The organism is Flagellimonas aequoris (assembly GCF_003584165.1).
GTDB classification, from domain to species: Bacteria; Bacteroidota; Bacteroidia; order Flavobacteriales; family Flavobacteriaceae; genus Flagellimonas; species Flagellimonas aequoris.
Genome location: NZ_QXFJ01000008.1, coordinates 385510 through 405999 on the forward strand (window position 1 = coordinate 385510; position 20490 = coordinate 405999).

20 protein-coding genes and 1 tRNA gene are annotated in these 20490 nt (G+C 44.2%); 13 read left to right on the plus strand and 8 right to left on the minus strand.

Annotated elements, in window-relative coordinates:
* The first annotated feature begins 66 nt into the window (after nucleotides 1–66).
* The 13 genes from D2U88_RS02690 to D2U88_RS02750 all read left to right on the plus strand — a co-directional run bounded on the left by D2U88_RS02690 (nucleotide 67) and on the right by D2U88_RS02750 (nucleotide 14738).
* A complete protein-coding gene (locus D2U88_RS02690; RefSeq protein ID WP_119638787.1) occupies nucleotides 67–384 on the plus strand; it encodes an FtsL-like putative cell division protein in 318 nt (105 codons plus the stop codon).
* On the plus strand, nucleotides 384–2393 hold the full coding sequence (locus tag D2U88_RS02695; protein WP_119638747.1) for a penicillin-binding protein: 2010 nt from the start codon (nucleotides 384–386) through the stop codon (nucleotides 2391–2393). The genes D2U88_RS02690 and D2U88_RS02695 overlap by 1 nt, the downstream gene beginning before the upstream one ends.
* Nucleotides 2390–3853: a UDP-N-acetylmuramoyl-L-alanyl-D-glutamate--2,6-diaminopimelate ligase gene (locus tag D2U88_RS02700; RefSeq protein ID WP_119638748.1), complete on the plus strand. Its 1464-nt coding sequence runs from the start codon at nucleotides 2390–2392 to the stop codon at nucleotides 3851–3853. The genes D2U88_RS02695 and D2U88_RS02700 overlap by 4 nt, the downstream gene beginning before the upstream one ends.
* 8 nt (nucleotides 3854–3861) lie before the next feature.
* On the plus strand, nucleotides 3862–5082 hold the full coding sequence (mraY, locus tag D2U88_RS02705; protein WP_119638749.1) for a phospho-N-acetylmuramoyl-pentapeptide-transferase: 1221 nt from the start codon (nucleotides 3862–3864) through the stop codon (nucleotides 5080–5082).
* The gene (gene murD / locus D2U88_RS02710) at nucleotides 5083–6417 is read left to right on the plus strand and encodes a UDP-N-acetylmuramoyl-L-alanine--D-glutamate ligase (protein WP_119638750.1); all 1335 of its coding nucleotides are present in this window, start codon (nucleotides 5083–5085) and stop codon (nucleotides 6415–6417) included. It begins immediately after the preceding gene.
* A gap of 2 nt (nucleotides 6418–6419) precedes the next feature.
* Nucleotides 6420–7625 (plus strand): FtsW/RodA/SpoVE family cell cycle protein, encoded by a 1206-nt coding sequence (locus D2U88_RS02715; RefSeq protein WP_119638751.1) that lies wholly within the window; start codon nucleotides 6420–6422, stop codon nucleotides 7623–7625.
* Nucleotides 7612–8700, plus strand: a complete 1089-nt coding sequence (murG, locus tag D2U88_RS02720; protein ID WP_119638752.1) for an undecaprenyldiphospho-muramoylpentapeptide beta-N-acetylglucosaminyltransferase — start codon at nucleotides 7612–7614, stop codon at nucleotides 8698–8700. Before D2U88_RS02715 ends, murG begins: the two co-directional genes overlap by 14 nt.
* Nucleotides 8697–10046 carry a UDP-N-acetylmuramate--L-alanine ligase gene (murC, locus tag D2U88_RS02725; protein ID WP_119638753.1) on the plus strand — a complete coding sequence of 450 codons (1350 nt, stop codon included), beginning with the start codon at nucleotides 8697–8699 and terminating at the stop codon, nucleotides 10044–10046. The genes murG and murC overlap by 4 nt, the downstream gene beginning before the upstream one ends.
* Nucleotides 10036–10755, plus strand: coding sequence for a cell division protein FtsQ/DivIB (locus tag D2U88_RS02730; RefSeq protein ID WP_119638754.1), 720 nt, complete (start codon nucleotides 10036–10038; stop codon nucleotides 10753–10755). Before murC ends, D2U88_RS02730 begins: the two co-directional genes overlap by 11 nt.
* Before the next feature lie 3 nt (nucleotides 10756–10758).
* Nucleotides 10759–12087, plus strand: a complete 1329-nt coding sequence (gene ftsA / locus D2U88_RS02735) for a cell division protein FtsA (protein ID WP_119638755.1) — start codon at nucleotides 10759–10761, stop codon at nucleotides 12085–12087.
* A 26-nt stretch (nucleotides 12088–12113) separates the two neighbouring features.
* Nucleotides 12114–14102: a cell division protein FtsZ gene (gene ftsZ / locus D2U88_RS02740; protein WP_119638756.1), complete on the plus strand. Its 1989-nt coding sequence runs from the start codon at nucleotides 12114–12116 to the stop codon at nucleotides 14100–14102.
* A 100-nt stretch (nucleotides 14103–14202) separates the two neighbouring features.
* On the plus strand, nucleotides 14203–14655 hold the full coding sequence (locus tag D2U88_RS02745; RefSeq protein ID WP_119638757.1) for a GatB/YqeY domain-containing protein: 453 nt from the start codon (nucleotides 14203–14205) through the stop codon (nucleotides 14653–14655).
* Between the two features lie 9 nt (nucleotides 14656–14664).
* A tRNA-Arg gene (locus D2U88_RS02750) sits at nucleotides 14665–14738 on the plus strand.
* On the opposite strand, the gene D2U88_RS02755 is transcribed toward D2U88_RS02750, so the two are convergent.
* The 8 genes from D2U88_RS02755 to D2U88_RS02790 form a co-directional block, all read right to left on the minus strand.
* Complete coding sequence (locus tag D2U88_RS02755; protein ID WP_119638788.1) at nucleotides 14692–16308, minus strand: recombinase family protein; 1617 nt, start codon at nucleotides 16306–16308, stop codon at nucleotides 14692–14694. The two genes, D2U88_RS02750 and D2U88_RS02755, sit on opposite strands and share 47 nt — an antisense overlap.
* A 10-nt stretch (nucleotides 16309–16318) precedes the next feature.
* Nucleotides 16319–16516: a hypothetical protein gene (locus D2U88_RS02760; protein ID WP_147378506.1), complete on the minus strand. Its 198-nt coding sequence runs from the start codon at nucleotides 16514–16516 to the stop codon at nucleotides 16319–16321.
* A 29-nt stretch (nucleotides 16517–16545) separates the two neighbouring features.
* Nucleotides 16546–17355 carry a Fic family protein gene (locus D2U88_RS02765; RefSeq protein ID WP_119638759.1) on the minus strand — a complete coding sequence of 270 codons (810 nt, stop codon included), beginning with the start codon at nucleotides 17353–17355 and terminating at the stop codon, nucleotides 16546–16548.
* A gap of 14 nt (nucleotides 17356–17369) precedes the next feature.
* The gene (locus D2U88_RS02770) at nucleotides 17370–18185 is read right to left on the minus strand and encodes a Fic family protein (protein WP_147378507.1); all 816 of its coding nucleotides are present in this window, start codon (nucleotides 18183–18185) and stop codon (nucleotides 17370–17372) included.
* Nucleotides 18186–18390: 205 nt separating this feature from the next.
* Nucleotides 18391–18588 carry a hypothetical protein gene (locus tag D2U88_RS02775; RefSeq protein WP_119638761.1) on the minus strand — a complete coding sequence of 66 codons (198 nt, stop codon included), beginning with the start codon at nucleotides 18586–18588 and terminating at the stop codon, nucleotides 18391–18393.
* 134 nt (nucleotides 18589–18722) lie between these two features.
* A complete protein-coding gene (locus D2U88_RS02780) occupies nucleotides 18723–19013 on the minus strand; it encodes a hypothetical protein (RefSeq protein WP_119638762.1) in 291 nt (96 codons plus the stop codon).
* Nucleotides 19014–19024: 11 nt separating this feature from the next.
* Complete coding sequence (locus D2U88_RS02785; protein WP_119638763.1) at nucleotides 19025–20074, minus strand: relaxase/mobilization nuclease domain-containing protein; 1050 nt, start codon at nucleotides 20072–20074, stop codon at nucleotides 19025–19027.
* Nucleotides 20064–20411, minus strand: coding sequence for a plasmid mobilization protein (locus D2U88_RS02790; RefSeq protein ID WP_119638764.1), 348 nt, complete (start codon nucleotides 20409–20411; stop codon nucleotides 20064–20066). The genes D2U88_RS02785 and D2U88_RS02790 overlap by 11 nt, the downstream gene beginning before the upstream one ends.
* Nucleotides 20412–20490 lie beyond the last annotated feature (79 nt).

Sequence of the window (20490 nt, forward strand, 5' to 3'; positions counted from 1 at the left end):
GAGCGCAGTCGAAAGGTGATTTTTTAAAAGATTCCCGTCGGCATGGGAATGACAATTGAAGATGAAATGAGAAAAGGATTACTGGACATACTAAAAGGAAAGTTTTTGGTGAGCGGGGATGCTCCCAAGAACTGGATGTTCTTGTTGTTTGCCTCGTTTTTGGCAGCCTTGATGATTTCCAGTAGCCATAATGCTGACCGAAAGGTCCTTGAGATCGCTGCCCTTAATGAAGAGGTCAGGATGCTGAAGAGCGAATTCTTTCAGGGCCGTTCCCAAGTACAACAACTCAAATTGGAATCGACCTTAAGGCAAGTGGTTGCTGACAAAGGATTGGTCCCTTCCGAAAATCCACCTAAAAAAATCAAAGTAAAATCTGCTGACTGATGCCGATCACTGAAAAAAATATCATGAACAGACTGTACCTGGTTTCCGGGGGTCTTGTGGTGTTGGCCATTGCGGTAATCGTGAAGGTGGTGGATATTCAGGTGGTAAAGGCTGATGAATACAAGCAATTGGCCTTGAGCAAGACGGAGAAAATGTTCACCATTGAACCCAATCGAGGCAATTTGTATTCCGAGGATGGCAGTTTGTTGGCGGCTTCCGTATCCAAATATGAAATTCGGTTTGATGCCAAAACGGTGTCCGAAAATAATTTCCAGAATCATGTGGCTGCACTTTCCGATTCGTTGGGAATGATGTTCAACAGGCCATCTTCCTATTACAGACAATTGTTCCGCAAGGCAAGGGCCAATGGGAACCGTTATGCATTGGTGGCACGCAATATCGATTATCTCGACTTTGTCAGGATCAAGCAATTCCCACTTTTTAATCTTGGTCCGTATAAAGGTGGATTTATTGAAACACACCGTGTGGTCCGTGAATACCCTTTGGGTCAAATGGCAGCCCGTAGCATTGGGTATGAAAGGGTGGACGAGAATGGGTACTATACCCGTGTGGGCATGGATGGTGCTTTTGGCGAGACCTATTTGCGTGGCAAGGAAGGGAAGCGTCTAAAACAAAAAATAGCCAAGGGCCAATGGAAACCGGTTGGACTGGATAACATTGTAGAACCCCAAGATGGTCTGGATGTGGTATCCACTATAGATGTGAACATTCAGGATATTGCCCATCATGAGCTTTTGGCACAGCTGGAAAAATATAAGGCTGATCATGGATGTGTGGTGGTCATGGAGACTGAAACAGGGGAAATCAAGGCCATTTCGAATTTGGGCCGAACCTCGGACGGAAAATATTACGAAAAACTCAATTACGCCATTGGGGAATCCCATGAGCCCGGCTCCACTTTTAAGCTGATGTCTTTAGTGGCCGCTTTGGAGGACAAGGTGGTGGATACCAGTACCGTGGTTGATACCGAAAATGGTCGTTACCGTATTTATGATGGAGTAGTAAAGGATTCTAGGCCAGGCGGATATGGAAAAATTTCGGTAGCCAAGGCTTTCGAAGTCTCTTCAAACACCGCTTTTGCCAAGATCATCAACGAAAATTATAAGGAACAGCCCGAAAAGTTCGTAAACCGATTGATGAACATGGGGCTTCATAAAAAGTTGGGTCTACCTATCATCGGGGAGGGTGATCCAGTGATCCGCTATCCAGGGGAAAAAGGATGGTCCGGAATTTCCTTGGGTTGGATGTCGCATGGTTATGAAGTTTCCTTGACTCCTATGCAAACCTTGGCCTTTTACAATGCCATTGCCAATGATGGCGAATTTGTAAAACCCCGTTTGATCAAAGAGGTACGTGATGGTAGCAAGGTGGTAAAACGATTTGATAAACAAGTGGTGAATTCTTCCATCTGTTCCCATGAAACCGTTGAAAAAGTACAACAATTGATGAAGGGTGTGGTGGAAAAGGATTTCGGAACAGGGCATAAACTGTATTCCAAAAACTTCTCCATGGCCGGTAAAACAGGTACTTGTCAAAAAAACTATGTGACCAAGGACCCTGATAAATTGGCCTATATCTCCACTTTTGCTGGCTATTTCCCTGCGGATAACCCTAAGTATTCCTGTATTGTGGTCATTCATGAGCCCGATAAAAGCGTTGGGTATTATGGGGCGGATGTTTCTGGTCCTGTTTTTAAATCCATGGCCCAAAAGATACATGCCATTTCACCTATGGTGGATGAAGTGGAAAGTGATATGATCGAGGATGCTAAGCTCGACGAAAACTATCAACAATATTTTGCCCAGGCCCAAAAGAAATTCAGCACCGTGCCCAATGTGAAAGGTATGAGCGGTATGGATGCCGTCTCCCTTTTGGAAAATATGGGGTTGGAAGTGGAGGTGCATGGGAACGGAAAGGTGAAAAAACAATCCATAGATCAGGGAACCGATATCAAACGAGTCAAAAAAATAGTATTGGAGCTTTCATGAAGTTGTTGAAGGATATTTTATATGGAGTAAGCTTGTCCGCGGTAAGTGGGGACACCAATGTGTTGGTGAACCATATCCATTTCGACTCAAGGGCAGTTGGGATGGATGATATTTTTGTGGCCGTTCGAGGAACCTTGACCGATGGGCATAAGTACATTCAAAAAGCGGTGGACTCCGGGGCCAAGGCCATTATCTGTGAAGAGCTTCCTGAAATATTGGTCAATGGTGTTACTTACCTAAAAGTACCGGATTGCAACAGTGCCTTGGCGATTGTGGCTTCTAATTTTTATGGCAACCCTTCCAAAAATCTAAAGCTTGTTGGGGTTACAGGAACCAATGGAAAAACCACGGTAACTACGCTTTTGTACAACTTGTTCAAAAAAGCAGGATATAAGGTAGGGCTGATCTCAACCATCAAGGTAATGGTGGATGAAATGGAATTTCCAACCAGCCATACCACACCTGATGTGTTGACCATCAACAGTTATTTGTCCAAAATGAACGAGGTGGGTGTGGAGTTCTGCTTTATGGAAGTGAGCTCTCACGGTATCCATCAAAAAAGGTCCGAAGGACTACATTTTGCAGGGGCCATTTTTACCAACCTGTCCCACGATCATTTGGATTACCACAAAACCTTTGCAGAGTACAGGGATACCAAAAAGAAGTTGTTCGATGGACTTCCCAAAACAGCCTTTGCCTTGGTGAACATTGATGATAAGAACGGCTTAGTGATGTTACAGAACACCAAGGCCAAAAAATATACCTACGCCCTAAAAACCTATGCGGATTACAGGGCCCAGATTTTGGAAAGGCAGTTCAACGGGCAACTGTTGAAGATGGATGAGAATGAACTGTGGTCTAAACTCATCGGTGATTTCAATGCCTACAACCTGTTGGCCATTTATGCCACTGCGGATCTGTTGGGTCTGGAGAAAATGGAGATTCTAAGGTTGATGAGCGAATTGGAAAATGTAGACGGTAGGTTCCAATATTACATTTCAAAAGATAAGATAACGGCTATTGTTGATTATGCCCATACGCCGGATGCACTAAAAAATGTATTGGTTACGATCAATGCATTGAGGACTGGAAATGAAAACGTCATCACCGTAGTGGGGTGTGGTGGTGACCGTGATAAGTCTAAGCGTCCGGTTATGGGTCATATCGCTTCCGAAATGAGCAATCAGGCCATTTTCACTTCGGATAACCCTAGAACGGAATCCCCTGCGGTGATCATTGAAGAAATGGAGGCAGGAGTGGAGCCCCAGAATGCCAAGAAGGTGTTGTCCATAGAAAACAGGAAGCAGGCCATAAAAACCGCTTGTAAACTGGCTTTGGCCCACGACATCATTCTTGTGGCCGGAAAAGGGCACGAAACCTATCAGGAAACCAATGGTGTCCGTGTGGATTTTGATGATTTTAAAGAAGTAAAAGAAGCTTTGGAGAGCTTAAATAAATAACGTAGTCCATGCTATACTACTTGTTCGATTTTTTGGAGAAACAATATCAGCTGCCAGGCGCGAGTCTTTTCGGGTTCCTCACCTTCAGGGCTGCTATGGCCGTAATGTTGTCTCTTTTAATAGCCATGGTTTACGGTAAACGCATCATTGTTTTCCTTCAAAAAAAGCAGATAGGAGAAACGGTTCGCGATCTCGGATTGGAAGGACAAAAGCAAAAGGCGGGTACCCCTACTATGGGTGGATTGATCATCATCATGTCCACATTATTGCCTGTTATTTTGTTTGCGGACATCAAAAATATTTATGTCATCCTATTGATCATCACCACCATTTGGATGGGTATCATCGGATTTATCGATGACTACATCAAAATCTTCAAAAAGGATAAACAAGGCCTAAAGGGCAAGTTTAAGGTAATGGGCCAGGTCGGATTGGGATTGATCGTGGGGTTGACCCTGTATTTTCACCCACAAGTGACCATAAAGGAAAAGGATACGACCACCATTACGGAAAACTTTAAAGTGGAACGGGTTTTTGGAGAAGAGACCAAGGCTGTCCGTACCAATGTGCCCTTTTTCAAGAACAATGAATTGGATTATGCCGATTTCATCTCTTGGATGGGTGATGGTATGGAAGATTATGCTTGGATCATCTTTATTCCAGTGGTCATCCTTATTGTAACAGCAGTTTCCAATGGGGCCAACCTAACGGATGGTATCGATGGTTTGGCGGCAGGTTCCTCTGCCATTATCGTACTCACCTTGGGCATTTTTGCTTGGGTTTCCGGTAATATTCAGTTTTCTAGTTATCTCGATATTTTTTATCTGCCAAGAGTAGGTGAATTGGTGGTATTCCTCGCTGCCTTTGTGGGGGCATTGGTCGGATTTTTATGGTACAATGCCTATCCGGCACAAGTGTTCATGGGCGATACAGGTAGTCTCACCATTGGAGGGGTCATCGCCGTGATCGCCATCATCGTTCGCAAAGAATTGTTGTTACCCATTTTGTGCGGCATCTTTTTCGCGGAATCGTTGTCCGTGATGCTGCAAGTGGGGTATTTCAAGCATACCAAAAAGAAATACGGGGAAGGAAGGCGCATTTTCCTGATGGCTCCTTTGCACCACCATTATCAGAAGAAATCGTACCACGAGAGCAAGATAGTGACCCGCTTTTGGATCATTGGGATATTGTTGGCGATCATCAGTATTGTCACCTTGAAAATTAGATAGATGGCACGTTTGGTGGTACTTGGAGGAGGAGAAAGTGGTGTGGGAACCGCCATTTTAGGATTGAAAAAAGGATTTGAAGTCTTTGTTTCGGATAAAGGTGAGATAAAGGATAAATACAAAGAAGTTCTTGAACATTTTGGGATCGAATGGGAATCGGGCCAACATACGGAGGCCAAAATTCTCAATGCCGATATGGTGATGAAGAGTCCGGGAATACCTGACAAAGTGCCTTTGATTAAGGAGCTTGTGGCAAAAGGTATTCCAGTGATTTCGGAAATCGAGTTTGCTTCCAGATATACCGATGCAACCATTATCGGGATTACGGGAAGCAACGGAAAGACCACCACAACTATGATGACCTACCATTTGGTCAAGGAAGGTGGTTTGAATGCTGGCATGGCCGGTAACATTGGTGATAGCTATGCCAAGATGGTGGCAGAGCAGGATTTTGATCACTACGTTTTGGAGATCAGCAGTTTTCAACTGGATGGCATTGTGGATTTTAAACCCCATGTGGCCGTGATCACGAACATAACACCGGACCATTTGGATCGCTATGAGTACAAATTTGAAAACTACATCGCATCCAAGTTTCGCATAGCGATGAATCAAGATGAGCAGGATTACCTGATCTATGATGCAGACGATGAAGTTTTGGTGGATTGGTTGAAAAAGCATCCCGTACGGTCCAAATTGATTCCATTCACCCTAAAAGGGGAGGTAGAAGAAGGAGCTTGGCTCGAAAATGATACGATTAAAATAAAATTAGAACATAAAACCTTGGAAATGAGTACAGATATTTTGGCCTTGGAAGGGCAACACAATGTGAAGAATACAATGGCCGCAAGTATGGCCGCCCTTCTGGTGAAGGTAAGGAAAGAAACCATTCGCCAGAGTATCCAGTCGTTCCAGGGAGCGCCACACCGATTGGAAAAAGTTTTGAAAATCAACCATGTGGAGTACATCAATGATTCCAAAGCTACCAATGTGAACGCTACGTTTTACGCTTTGGACGGCATCAAAAAACCCATCGTGTGGATTGTTGGTGGTGTGGATAAAGGGAACGATTATTCCGAGTTGATGCCATTGGTCAGGGAAAAAGTAAAAGGAATCATCTGTTTGGGTATGGATAATTCCAAGTTAATGGATGCCTTTGGCAATGTAATCGATTTGATGATCGAGACGTATTCCATGGAAGAGGCTGTAAAGGTGGCCTATAAAATGGCAGAACGTGGTGATGCCGTGTTGCTTTCACCAGCGTGTGCCAGCTTTGACCTGTTTGAAAACTATGAGGACAGGGGAAATCAATTTAAAAACGCCGTAAAAAACTTGTAAACGTGTTTGCAATCTTCAAAAATCTGAAAGGTGATAAAGCCATCTGGGGCGTAGTAGCTCTTTTGGCCCTTTTCTCATTTTTGCCCGTGTACAGTGCCAGTACCAACTTGGTCTATGTAAATGGGGATGGGACAACCATCGGTCACTTGGTCAAGCATGCCATGTTGTTGTTCTTGGGATTCGGGATCATTTATGCCATTCACAAAATCCCGACACATTATTTTAAGGGACTCTCCATCATTGCACTTCCCATTGTTCTGATTCTGTTGGCCTACACCCTAACGGTGGAAACCAGGATCGGTGGGGTAACGGCAAACCGTTGGATCAAGATTCCATTTGTAGGGGTCAATTTCCAGACCTCCACTCTGGCATCGGTGGTGCTGATGATCTGGATTGCCAGGTATTTGACCAAGATCAAGGATGTACAGATCACTTTCAAAGAAAGTATTTTACCTCTTTGGCTTCCTGTTGCTTTGGTGGTTTTATTGATTTTACCGGAGAACTTTTCAACGGCGGCCATCATTTGTTTTATGGTGATGGTGCTTTGCTTTTTGGGAGGCTATCCATTAAAATATTTGTTTTCCATGCTTGGGGTTGGGATTGTATTTGCAGGTATGTTCTTGTTTGTACTGTTCAAGGCACCCGATGTTTTGCCACAGAGAGCAGGTACTTGGAAATCCAGGATAGAGACTTTCTTGCACCCAGAAAATGCCGATAAGGATGATTTGCACCAATTGACATTGGCCCAGATAGCCGTGGCGGAAGGGGGCATTGTGGGCAAGGGAGCAGGCAAGAGTGTCATGAAGAATATGTTGTCGCAAAGTACCTCCGATTTCATTTTTGCGATCATCATTGAAGAATACGGATTGGTTGGCGGGGGCGCTTTGTTGTTCTTCTATCTGTTGTTGCTGTTCAGGATCGTGGTGGTAGCGCATTCGGCTAAAACGGTGTTTTCAAAATTATTGGTGATAGGGGTAGGACTTCCGATTGTGTTCCAGGCTTTCATCAACATGGCAGTTGTGGTACAGTTGTTCCCGGTAACGGGTCAGCCGTTGCCCTTGATCAGTATGGGAGGTACTTCCATTTGGATGACCTGTATGGCCATCGGCATTGTGCTTAGCGCCAGCAACAAAAAAGAGAATTTGGAGGAGCAATCCTATGACATAGATGAAACGAACCCTTTAGAAGTATTGAGTGGGCAATTATAGGTTTATTCTATCTGGAGGAGGAACGGGAGGACATATTTATCCCGCTGTGGCCATAGCCAACGAGCTAAAAAGAAGACATCCGGACGCGAAGTTTTTGTTCGTGGGGGCCAAGGATAAAATGGAAATGGAAAAAGTGCCACAGGCCGGATACGAAATAAAAGGTTTGTGGATCAGTGGATTACAACGGAAACTGACATTGAAAAATCTCATGTTTCCCTTTAAAGTGATAAGTAGTTTGTTAGGAGCACGTAAAATAGTGAAACAGTTCAAACCCCAAGTGGCCATAGGTACAGGGGGTTTTGCCAGCGGGCCTTTGTTGAAGGTTGCCGCCGGCGCTGGAATTCCCTGTGTGCTTCAAGAACAGAATTCCTTCGCAGGGATCACTAACAAACTATTGGCTGGCAAGGCAGAGAAAATTTGTGTCGCTTACGATGGAATGGAGAAATTTTTTCCAAAGGAAAAAATCGTAAAAACTGGGAACCCGATCCGCATGGATTTGGTGGATTTGAAAGCCGATAAAAAAGAAGCCATTGCTTTCTTTGGATTGGATGCCAACAAGAAAACCCTGTTGGTTTTGGGTGGAAGTTTAGGCGCACGTCGTATCAACCAATTGGTGGAAAAGGAATTGGATTTTTTCAACAAGCAAGGACTGCAATTGGTTTGGCAATGTGGAAAACTCTATCACGAAGACTATAAAAAGTATGATTCCGATAGCGTGAAGGTGTTGCCCTTTGTCAATCGGATGGATTTGGCCTACACCGTCGCCGATGTAATCATATCAAGGGCAGGTGCCGGTTCGGTATCGGAACTCTGTTTGGTGGGAAAACCGGTGATTTTTATTCCCTCACCCAATGTGGCCGAGGATCATCAGACCAAGAACGCCAGTGCCTTGGTGGCGGAGAATGCAGCCATCATGATGAAGGAGTCAGAATTGGAAGAAAACTTTGAGAGCGGTTTTACGGAATTATTGGCATCCGAAGAAGCGCAGAAAAACTTGGGCCAGAACATCAAAAAACTGGCCATGCCAAAGGCTACGGAACATATTGTGGACGAAATTGAAAAATTGTTGAGGTGAATTTGAAGGACATACATAGCGTTTATTTTATTGGCATCGGAGGGATTGGTATGTCCGCTTTGGCGCGCTATTTCAATTTCATTGGCAAGGAAGTGGCCGGATATGATAAAACGCCGACTCCTATTACCGATGGACTTGAGGAAATTGGGATTCCTGTCCATTTTGAGGACAATGTGGATTTAATTTCCGATACCTTCAAGCATCCCCAAACCCTAGTGGTGTATACCCCAGCGGTCCCAACATACCATACGGAACTGAACTTTTATAAGAACAATGGTTTCCAAATAAAGAAACGTTCCGAAGTATTGGGCATCATCACCAAGGATTCCTTTTGCTTGGCAGTGGCAGGAACGCATGGTAAAACGACCACATCGGCCATTCTGGCCCATTTGCTCAAAGAATGTGGTTTACCCTTCACGGCATTTTTAGGAGGTATTTCGGAGGATTTCAACAGTAATTTTGTGTTGGATGGTACCGAATATTCCGTAGTGGAAGCGGATGAGTTCGACCGATCCTTTTTGAGGCTCTCCCCAACAGTGGCTTGTATCACTTCCATGGATGCCGATCATTTGGATATTTATGGCACCAAAGAAGAACTACATCATTCTTTTCGGGAATTTGCCGGAAAAATCAAGCCGGGAGGAAAATTGTTTGTTCGAAAAGGGTTGCCCATGGAAGGCATCACCTTTGGGATTGAGGACGGTTCTGACTTCTGCATAGAAAATATTGACATTGAACATGGTACCTACATATTTGATCTGGTCACGCCTTCGGAGGTTATCAAGAACGTTAAGTTCAACAAACCCGGAAGGCATAATTTGCTCAATGGATTAGCTGCATTCGGAATGGCGGTGCAAACCGGTTGCCCACCACACCGCCTAGCCGAAGCTTTGGCAAGTTTTAAGGGAGTACAAAGAAGATTTTCCTATCAGATCAAGGAAAAGGACTTCGTTTTTATCGACGATTATGCCCATCACCCAACCGAGATTAATGCGGTTTACCAAGCCATTAGGGAAATGCATCCTGGACAAAAGATCACCGTGATTTTTCAACCCCACTTGTTCTCAAGAACAAAAGATTTTGCGGATGATTTTGCGGCCAGCCTTTCCCAGTTTGATGAAATCATACTCTTGGAAATTTACCCAGCGCGTGAAGAGCCCATGAAGGGGGTTACTTCTTCGTGGCTGTTGGATAAAATAGAGAACCCTAACAAAAAGTTGGTTCAAAAATCAACTTTATTGAATGAGATAAAGAACTGTAAAACAGGGGTTTTAGTGGCTCTTGGGGCAGGTGATATTGGATTGGAAGTACCAAAAATTAAAAAAGAATTGGCTTATGCGGGTTAATTGGAATTACATCAAACTGGCATTTTTGTCGGTGGCCGTAATTGCCCTTTACGGTTTTGCCGATCATAGGAGCAAACAAAAGAAAGTAAGCGACGTTGCCATAAAATTTGTGGGCGAGGATAACTTGTATTTGACCGAGGATGCGGTTAATAAATTGTTAATACAAAATTACGGACCCTTAAAAAATAGGGATAAAGAACAATTAGTTTTGAATACCATAGAGGAGGTAATTGAGTCCAACGATATGGTGAAAAACGCCCAAGTCTATCTTACTGTAAACGGGGAGCTTATCTCTAAGATTGTTCAGCGAAAACCCATAGGGAGAGTTGAGGGAGTCACTAAATTTTATTTGGATGATCTGGGAAAACGCATGCCATTGTCACGGTATCATTCGGCTCGCGTCCCCATCATTACGGGTAAGATTACAGGGAAGTCCCTTGAGGATGCCTATGTTATTTTGAACTATATCAACGAAGACGATTTTTTGAGAAAAAACGTCATCGGGATCCATATAGAGGAAGAAGGAAACTATCAGCTTAGGTTCCGCATGGAAAATTTTGTGGTGAATTTGGGTGGAGTGGACAATCTGAACATGAAGTTTAAAAATTTCATGGCCTTTTATGCCAAAGCTTCCAAGGACAATTCCTTGGAAAAATATGCTATAGTGAGTTTGGAATTCAACAATCAAGTGGTTTGTACCAAAATATAAAGTATGGAACAGGGTAATTATTCAGTAGGGTTGGATATTGGAACTACCAAGATCGTAGCGATCATTGGTAGGGAAAATGAGTATGGAAAAATTGAGATACTGGGCACTGGAAAGTCCAAAAGCTTGGGAGTGCACCGTGGTGTGGTCAACAACATCACCCAGACCATTTCCTCCATTCAACAAGCGGTGGAACAAGCCGAATTGAATTCAGGGCTGAAGATAGGTTCCGTGGTGGTGGGCATTGCCGGTCAGCACATCAGAAGCCTTCAGCACAGCGATTACATCACCAGACCTAATTCAGAGGAAGTGATCCATGATGAGGATTTGGACAAACTGGTCAACCAAGTGTACAAGTTGGTGATGCTTCCGGGTGAAGAAATCATCCATGTGTTGCCGCAAGAATATAAAGTTGATGGCCAGTCCGAAATCAAACATCCAAAAGGCATGTATGGTGGACGATTGGAAGCCAATTTCCATGTAGTGGTGGGCCAGGTTTCGTCCATCAAAAACATCGGTAGATGTATTAAAAGTACCGGGCTGGACCTAGGTAGCATCACTTTGGAACCCCTTGCTTCTGCAGATGCGGTGTTGAGCCAAGAGGAAAAAGAAGCGGGCGTGGCCCTTATCGATATAGGGGGTGGTACCACGGATCTTGCCATTTTCAAGGATGGCATCATTCGCCATACATCCGTTATTCCATTTGGTGGCAACGTTATCACCGAGGACATTAAGGAAGGGTGCTCCATCATCGAAAAACAGGCCGAACTATTGAAGATAAAATTCGGTTCTGCTTGGCCAGGCGAAAACAAGGATAACGAAATCGTATCCATTCCCGGTCTAAGAGGTCGTGAACCGAAGGAAATCACCCTTAAAAATCTTTCCAAGATCATTCACGCCCGCGTGGTGGAAATCGTGGAGCAGGTTTATGTGGAAATCAAAAACTATGGCCACGAAGAGCAAAAGAAAAAATTGATTGCCGGTATCGTTTTGACTGGTGGTGGAAGCCAATTGAAGCATTTAAAGCAGTTGGTGGAATACATCACGGGCATGGACACCCGTATCGGTTACCCGAATGAGCATTTGGCAGGTGATTCCGACGAGGAGGTTGCCAGCCCATTGTATGCTACCGCTGTGGGTCTTTTGATGAAGGCATTGGAGACCAAAAAGAGGACTTTGGTTCTGGAGCAAGGAGAAATCCACGAAGAGGAAAAAGTGTTGGTGGAGCAGGACCATATGGGCGGACAAGTACATGTGTCTGCAAACAAGGAGAGAAAATCCATATTTGATAAGTGGTCGGAAAAGTTGAAGGACTTTTTGGACAACGCAGAATAATAACCCCATAAAGAAACACATCTGTCATGAGTAAGAATACTGAATTTGACAACATCGCTTTTGATTTGCCCAAGAACAAGAGCAACGTAATAAAAGTTATCGGAGTAGGAGGTGGCGGTAGCAACGCCATCAACCACATGTTCCAGGCTGGCATTAACGGAGTGGATTTCGTAATCTGCAATACCGATGCCCAGGCATTACAGAACAGTCCCGTGCCCAACAAGATCCAATTGGGGGTTTCCCTTACCGAAGGTCTTGGTGCAGGGGCCAATCCCGAAGTTGGGGAACAGGCTGCCTTGGAAAGTATGGAAGAGATCAAGGGTATGTTGGGACACAACACCAAAATGGCCTTTATCACCGCTGGTATGGGAGGCGGAACCGGTACGGGGGCGGCACCCATTTTGGCCAAATTGGCCAAGGAAATGGATGTGCTCACCGTGGGTATCGTGACCATTCCTTTTCAGTTTGAAGGGGCCATGCGTAACAAACAGGCACAATTGGGGATTGAAAAATTGCGTGCCAATGTGGATTCCCTGATTGTGATCAATAATAACAAACTGCGTGAGGTATACGGCAATCTTGGGTTTAAGGCCGGATTCTCCAAAGCGGATGAAGTTTTGGCCACTGCGGCAAGGGGTATTGCAGAGGTTATAACACATCACTACACACAGAACATCGACCTTAGGGATGCCAAGACTGTGCTTTCCAATAGTGGAACGGCCATCATGGGCTCTGCCACGGCTTCAGGTTCCGCAAGGGCCACGGAAGCTATTATGAAAGCATTGGATTCTCCCTTGTTGAACGATAACAAGATTAATGGCGCTAAAAATGTATTGTTGCTGATTGTTTCTGGTTCCCAGGAAATCACCATTGATGAGATAGGGGAAATCAACGATCACATCCAAATTGAGGCTGGCCATGGAGCCAACATCATCATGGGTGTGGGCGAGGACGAGAGCCTAGGAGAGGCTATCGCCGTTACCGTTATCGCCACGGGTTTCAATGTGGACCAGCAGGACAATATCGTGAACACGGAATCCAAAAAGGTTTTCTATACTCTGGAGGATGAACAAACCGCCCAACAGGATTTGACCCCTGAGGCTACATCGGTCCAAGAGGTAAAAGTGGAAAAAACCCCAGTGGTGGAGCCTGAACCAGAACCTACCATTGTGAAGCATACGTTGGAAGTAGAGGAGGTTGAGGAAGTAAAGGAAATTAAAGAGGTGAAGCCCCAAATGAAGGCACAAGATCCTGATTTGGTTCCTACTACCAGCTATATCCGAAATTTCAATGTATTCTACGAAGAAGTAGTACCTGAATATATTGAGGATGATTTCATCATTATCGAGGCCAAAAATATCATCAACAATATTGAAGTCATTGATGCCGAGGTCGTGTCCCCAAAAGCAAATGAGGATCAGTTTACCCTAAGCTTCGATATGCCATTGAACGCACAAGTAGAGGAAGAGGATGAAAAGGAACATACCATCACTTTCAATTTGGATGATGGTATCGGTGACGTAAAGGTGAACGAATATGTAGAGGTAAAACCTGTACTAGAATATAGAAATCAAGGTGAGACTCGATACAACTTGGAGGAATACATGGAACTGGAAAACAAGTTGACCGGTGCCAAGTCCATGGCGGAGACCCACGAGCCCAAAATGGTCGAGAACGAACTGGTGTTCGAAAAGAAGACCATCAAATTGGAAACGGCCCAACAACATGAGGAAACCATGGACAGTTTGGATCCCATGAACAGTCCCATCAACGAGATTTTGAGGGAAAGGGCGGATGAACGTAGAAGAAAACTGAAAAATTTCAACTATAAGTTCCAGAACAACAGGAGCAGCATCGACGAGATTGAGAAGCAGCCTGCCTACAAAAGACAAGGGGTGGACCTGAACGATGTGCCAAGGGAGCAAAAAGTATCCAGGACCACATTGAGTGAGGATAGCAACGATGACCTACAGTTGCGTTCCAACAACTCGTTCCTACACGATAATGTTGATTAGTAGTGTTTAAATTAACATCCATTTTTAATGGAAAGCATAGACCCGGAAGTGAAATACTTTCGGGTTTATTTTTTATCTTCGCAGCCCAAAATAGATAGAAATGGGTTTGCAGGATAAGGTAATGACAGAGATGAAGGCCGCAATGAAGGCAAAGGATACCGTTGCCTTGGAATCGTTGCGCGCCATTAAATCCGCTATTTTGCTGGCAAAAACCGAAACAGGTGCCGGTGCTGACCTTTCAGAGGAAGAAGAAGTGAAACTGATCCAAAAGTTGGTGAAACAACGAAAGGACAGTGCGGCCATCTACCAACAACAAGGTCGTGAGGATTTGGCAGGACCAGAGCTTGCACAGGTGGCGGTGATCGAGAAATTCTTGCCCGAACAATTGTCCGAGGAAGAAATTGAAAAAGTGGTTGTCAAAACTATTGAAACCGTTGGTGCTTCGGGTATGCAGGATATGGGTAAGGTTATGGGCATTGTTTCCAAGGAATTGGCCGGGCAAGCTGATGGCAAGACCATTTCAAGCATCGTAAAGGCAAAACTTAGTTCTTAATATTTTTATGGCCCAGTAGTTCAACTGGATAGAATATCAGATTTCGGCTCTGAGGGTTGGGGGTTCGAATCCTCCCTGGGTCACTAAAGGGGATTTTCTACAGATCGAGTGGAAGTCCCCTTTTCCTTTGCCCTTCAAATCCCCTGTGAACAAAGAGATTGCGCCAAAAATCTCATTGACCCGAAAAGTTCGAACTGCCTTGTTTTTGAAGTCATACCCAATCCCATCGGGGAAGACCATATATTGTATGGCCCTTTTTGTTTCCAAATCCCCTAACTTCCACAATTTAGGTAGATTACAGGCATGGCCAAGTGCCAATTTTATGGATTTTTTGAGGTTCGAACTATTTATTCCAGTATTCTCCATTTTTACCTCCAGTTCCCTTTGCTTGGCTTTTAGTTCCGGCATAAAAAGATCATATTGGGACTTTGTGACCTCGTTCAGCACGACATATCTTCTCTCCAATGTGTCCATCCTTTCTTTAAGTTGGCCGAGTTCTTTGGCCAACCGCTTTTGATCCTCAAGTGCCTCTTGGTTTTTATCGATCAAGGTGTCGTGTATGATATCGGTCAAAGGCTCGATATACTTTTTGTCCGCAATTGTAAACCTGCCCAATACATTCAGGAACTCTTTATGGAGCTTATTGGCACTTCTGTTCTCCTTGCTGCCCTTACGTCTGTTCTTATAATAGTACAGGCCCTTTTTCTTGACTATATATCCAGTGTAGGGCGTTCCACAGACCGAAGATCTGACAAACATTTTCAATGGCAGGTTTTCGTCATCGAACGAATATTTCTTGGGTGGTTCACCTGCATGGAGCAGATTGTGGATCTTCAGGAACATTTCTTTCGATATCAGGGCCTCGTGTTTCCCATGGACCACTTCACCGGGAATAAGGCTGTTCACGATAAGTCCACAATAGAAGGGGTTCCTGAAAAGGTCGGTCAACCTTTTTGCACGTATGCCCAGGCCCTTGTCTTTAAGTCGTTCTGCAATCTCGACATGTGACATATTGGAATTTGCCTTCCATAAAAAAGCCTGTTTCAGCAATTTTCCTTCCTCCGAGATCACAAAATTCGGGATCTTCCCTTTCCCGGGGTTCGTATTGGTGTATCCAAATGGGTAGGCTCCCGTCCAATGCCCCCTTCGCAGCTTCTCCCGCATTCCAGTAATGGATTTGTCCCTACGGATTTGGTTGTCGAAGTGGGAGAACATATGGTACAGGTTTTCTTGGAACGTACCCGCACTCGTGGTCACATCGATTTCCTGGGTGGCCGAGATAACGGCCACCCCCTGCTTTTTTAACTGTTCGCTGATGTAGGCACCGTTCGCACCCGTTCTGGAAAACCTATCATAGGAATAGACGATGATATAGCCGATGTTCTTTCTCCTTTTGACATAGCTGAGCATCCTTTGGAACTCCCTGCGCTCATCGCTCTTGGCAGATTCATAGGTTCCCCCGAAATATTCCAATACTTCCAATTCTTTTCTGATTGCATATTCTTGGCAATATTTGAGTTGGGTCGTCAGGCTGGCATTGTTGTCAAATTGCTCCTTACTGGAGACACGGGTGTAGATAACGGCCGTATTGTTCTTTCCTATGACCCTTCCCTTTTCCTTTTTCGCAAATTGACCGAATACCTCTAAGTTCATATGTTGAAGTTTATCTTGACTTTTCGTTTTTATTGGATTTTCCGACTTCCCTTTTGTACAATTCACTGACTATCAGATTGAAGGTTTCGTTTTCAGATAAGGAATTGCCCTCAATGGCACAAGAATTATAGGTCAGGCGTGCAGCTTGATGGATCTCAAATTTTCTCTTTTCGGGCAAAGAGCCAAACCATGATCTGATATTTTTCAACTCATCATTTTCCATGGTCGGACCATACTTTAAAGAACCATTCTGAACCCCCTGTCCTTCCCTTTATCCTGTTTGAGGTCAATGGCCTTGTTCATTCTTTTCAACAATGCGTCCTCGATGTACCGTTCAACAAGTCCCGGTCTGTTTTCCAAATATTGTTCCACCAATGTCGAATTGTAATTGATGCTCTTGTCGTCGAACACGAACAGGGGAAAACCCTTCTTCATCGTCAAAAAATTTATCAGTAGTCTTCCGGTCCTTTTGTTGCCGTCCACAAAGGGTTGGTGGAGCCAAAGTTCCTGTGCCAAAAAGGCCGCCTTCTTGATTTCAGATGCGGTACTTTTCTCGACCTGTGCCACCAGCCTGTCCATGTTCTCGGAAACATTATCGGGAGAGCTCAAGGGTTTCATACGTTCGATCACCTTGCCGCCCCGACTTATTTGGATAAGGTTGTTGCCCACCTTGAAATTGCCCGGTTCCTGGCCCTTTTGTTTGGCATCGATATAGAAATCGTCCAATTTCCATAGGTTGCCTATCACCAACCAGTTCAATTCTATCATCAGGGATGTGGAGAGTTCCTCCTTGGCCCCAACGGCATTGAGCATTCGTACCAAGGCCCTGTACATTCCCTTTTGTTCCAAAATGTCCTTTGTCCTGATGTTGTTCCCCGAAATGGTATCGGTGGACAGCAATTGGGTGGTCTGTGCCAAGGTGAGCTTGTTGCCCTCCAGTTTATTGGTCAAATGGACATAACGGAAAAGCATTTCCCTTTCCTCCTCGAACGACATCGTGAGGTTCAACGCCTTGTACTTCCGAAATGTTTCCTGTATTGTTCCCATCGGTAACTTATAGTTCAAAAGATAAATGATATTCCACGGTCTTTTGATTTGGAACGTTTTTGCTCCTTGCTCAAAATTCCTATTTCCCGTTCAAAATATTTTTTTGCTTGATGGAACATAAAATTCCTGAATATTGAAATGTCCTCGGCTTTCCTTGTGTTTTCCAGGGCATCAAAATACTGTCTCCTGTCTTCCGGAAAAACTACCGTCATAGGGTGGTCATGAAAAAGTTGCACATAGTTCATCAATAATCTGGAGAGCCTTCCATTGCCATCGGCAAAGGGATGTATCGAAACCATCTGGAAATGGATGTCAAATGCAAGTAGGTTGCTGTCAACAAAGTCCTTTTTCCCATTGATGGTCGATGACAGTTCCCGCATTAGGCGATCGACCTCTCCGGGAACTTTGGCCTGATCCATAAAGATCCTATCCTCATTTCTGACAGTCGCCTTTCTGAAATCCCCTTTGGACGAATCAAAATCCCCTGCCATGGTCGATATCTTGGAACCGGTACCGTTCATTATGGTCGCCGAAAGTTCTTGGACATCCCTGCTTTCAAGGATTTTTTTGGACTCGGCCCACTCGACGATCAGCTTGAGAGCCTTGAGATGGTCCGTGGCCATTAGGGAGTGTTCCAATGGACGGTTGTTGGGTGTCAGGCCTTTGTCCAGCAAAATGAACGTTTCCTCCAATGAGAGGGTCGACCCTTCGATCACGGTACTGTGATGGGTAATGGCATATTGGTTGAACTTGTCGTAGTTCAAAACGCCCTTGGACAGTTCCAGGTACCTTTCCTTTATATCGATCAGCTCTTTGAGGGCTTTTTTCATGGTTCCATTGTTTTTTATGGCTTTTGCCTTTGCACCAAGCACTAAAATGATATATCCACGATATACCACTCCAGAACATTCCTTTTCAAAATGGCCTTAAATGTTTGGCCCGTTCACCACTTGTGGTCAACATTCCTTTTAATTCCTATTATATTGTTTTATGGCAATCTAATTTAAAACTTTATCCCTGTTCTTTGCAAAAAAGTCAAAAGCCTTTTTGATCGGTACGTTCATGCTCTGTTCTTTGGACATGGCGGCAAACTATGTCGGCGAGTTCCCGGAGTTGTTCCACGATCTTTTTCGCTTCTTCCTCCGAACAATCCTCAAAACCTTTATAAGTCTTGAGCCATGTACTGTTGAATGTTCTGTTTTTCCGCCTTAGCTCAATGGTCGGGTTTGACATTTCCTATAAATGGCAATAGCTCCTGAATCTTGAAGGTCACTACCGTATTTGTAAAGCAGGCTTTAATTTACCTTTTTTAATCGATCTGATCCCTTGTGGGATCATTGTTTTATTCCATTCTTATGAGTTGTCGGTCAACAACTTTTGGTTTTTGCGACAGGGTCGATCTTTTTTCTAAAGATCCTGTTCACACAGACGATCTTACCATTGCTTTGTTTGATCTCCAGATTTTGAAAATCGTGCTGTTTCAACATATCGATGATACGCTCCCCTATGTCCAACCGTTCCAGACCTTCAATGATATCGACCTCCCCGTTCTTGATGATCAGTTTGATGGACAGGAACCTTTTGCTGCGTATCATTTCCAATACCTGGATCTCGGAGGGGGACAGTCCCGAAGATTCTTGCTTGTTGTTATTTTCCATAAGTTTAAGTTCTACAGGCCCAGCCCTTTCCTTTTTTTCTTTCTTTTGGACTTTTTCCTCGCACCATGGTCACTGAGTTCCAGTTTGAAAGGGGTCCAGTCCGTTTCATTTGCCAAAGGCCCGGTCATTCCATTTCCCTCAGTTTTTCCCACATGACCTTTTGATTGTTGAGCAGGATCTTCAGTGCCTTTTGCAACTCCCTCACTTCTTTGTTCAGGTTTGATTGCTGTTCCAAGGTTTCCTTCACTAGCTCTATCAGTTCCCCGTTCTTTTCCATTAGTTGATAGTATAATTGAACGGTCTCTGTCTTGCCCATAATCGATTTGTTTTACGATACTGTTCCATGAATATTTTTTGCCGAGCGTACTGCCTTTGTACACTATGCCCTGATAGTTGAACGATATGCCCGAGACCCTGCCCGTGGTCTTGCTTATATTGAACCTGGGCGAAATACCGTTCGATTCGAGCATTGAAATAAATTCAGACGTATTCGATGCTTTTTCGATTGCTAAACCAATTTTATCCTGAAGGATAAGTTTGATGGGCACATTGCCAGTTCTTAGGGTTTTCTCGATTTCTCTTTGGTCAAGTGATTTAGTTGCAGTGGCTTTTGTTGAAATTTGGGTCAGTCCATATTTCCTCTCCAGATCATTGATCACCTCCCGGCTCCTTCTTTTAATGTTGCTGTCACTTACCAATCTGCCCGAATACCTGACCCTATTGGCCACTATATGGATATGCTCGTGCTTCGTGTCCGTATGTCGGTACATAATGAACTGGTTGTTATCGAAACCCATTTTCATCAAATAGTCACATCCTATTGAAGCGAATTCCTTATCGTTCAATTGCTCCGAATGTGGCAGGTTCAAGGAAACATGAAGGACCGCATTCCCAAGTCCCGGACGCAATTGCCTGATCAAATTGAATTCCTGTGTCATGTTTACCGCTGTGGAATGCTCTATATTGGAATCGATGACATATCCTATTCCTCCGTTTACCTTTTTTTCATTGTAGACCAGAACACCATAGAAATCTTTTCCTATAGTTATCTTACCTATCATTGTTCGAGATATTTGATTTGAGCTGTTGCAACAACATTTTTACCTCCCCCAATTGTTTGGATATACTGAACGGGGCACGGATACCTGAGTTCGAGACCCTGGCAAGCTGGTTCAGGTTGTTTCCCACCCTGCTCAGCTCGACAAAAAGTTTCCGGTCCATTGGATTTACCTTTTTGGTCGGCAGGGATTTTCCAGTACATTTTCTCCGGATATATTCGGCCGTGGACAATCCGATTGTCTCCGCATTTTTGGTAATGATCAAGTATTCGCTTTGTGAAACCCTGAAGGCGATGACAATCGTCCTTTGTTTTGATATGTCCTTTCTAGGTCTTGCCATTTTCCATGAATTTGGTATTGTTCAAAAGGTCACTTGTAAACGAAGTGCGCAGTTTTTGTTTACAAAAACACAACTTGCT

Excerpts from the sequence above, each read along its gene's own strand:
- D2U88_RS02755 (WP_119638788.1), bottom strand. The coding sequence starts at position 16,308 with ATGAACTTAGAGGTATTCGGTCAATTTGCGAAAAAGGAAAAGGGAAGG.
- D2U88_RS02745 (WP_119638757.1), top strand. The coding sequence starts at position 14,203 with ATGGGTTTGCAGGATAAGGTAATGACAGAGATGAAGGCCGCAATGAAG.
- mraY (WP_119638749.1), top strand. The coding sequence starts at position 3,862 with ATGCTATACTACTTGTTCGATTTTTTGGAGAAACAATATCAGCTGCCA.
- D2U88_RS02695 (WP_119638747.1), top strand. The coding sequence starts at position 384 with ATGCCGATCACTGAAAAAAATATCATGAACAGACTGTACCTGGTTTCC.
- D2U88_RS02780 (WP_119638762.1), bottom strand. The coding sequence starts at position 19,013 with ATGGAAAATAACAACAAGCAAGAATCTTCGGGACTGTCCCCCTCCGAG.
- ftsA (WP_119638755.1), top strand. The coding sequence starts at position 10,759 with ATGGAACAGGGTAATTATTCAGTAGGGTTGGATATTGGAACTACCAAG.
- D2U88_RS02700 (WP_119638748.1), top strand. The coding sequence starts at position 2,390 with ATGAAGTTGTTGAAGGATATTTTATATGGAGTAAGCTTGTCCGCGGTA.
- D2U88_RS02690 (WP_119638787.1), top strand. The coding sequence starts at position 67 with ATGAGAAAAGGATTACTGGACATACTAAAAGGAAAGTTTTTGGTGAGC.
- D2U88_RS02775 (WP_119638761.1), bottom strand. The coding sequence starts at position 18,588 with ATGTCAAACCCGACCATTGAGCTAAGGCGGAAAAACAGAACATTCAAC.
- D2U88_RS02765 (WP_119638759.1), bottom strand. The coding sequence starts at position 17,355 with ATGGGAACAATACAGGAAACATTTCGGAAGTACAAGGCGTTGAACCTC.
- D2U88_RS02770 (WP_147378507.1), bottom strand. The coding sequence starts at position 18,185 with ATGAAAAAAGCCCTCAAAGAGCTGATCGATATAAAGGAAAGGTACCTG.
- ftsZ (WP_119638756.1), top strand. The coding sequence starts at position 12,114 with ATGAGTAAGAATACTGAATTTGACAACATCGCTTTTGATTTGCCCAAG.
- murD (WP_119638750.1), top strand. The coding sequence starts at position 5,083 with ATGGCACGTTTGGTGGTACTTGGAGGAGGAGAAAGTGGTGTGGGAACC.
- D2U88_RS02790 (WP_119638764.1), bottom strand. The coding sequence starts at position 20,411 with ATGGCAAGACCTAGAAAGGACATATCAAAACAAAGGACGATTGTCATC.
- D2U88_RS02785 (WP_119638763.1), bottom strand. The coding sequence starts at position 20,074 with ATGATAGGTAAGATAACTATAGGAAAAGATTTCTATGGTGTTCTGGTC.
- D2U88_RS02730 (WP_119638754.1), top strand. The coding sequence starts at position 10,036 with ATGCGGGTTAATTGGAATTACATCAAACTGGCATTTTTGTCGGTGGCC.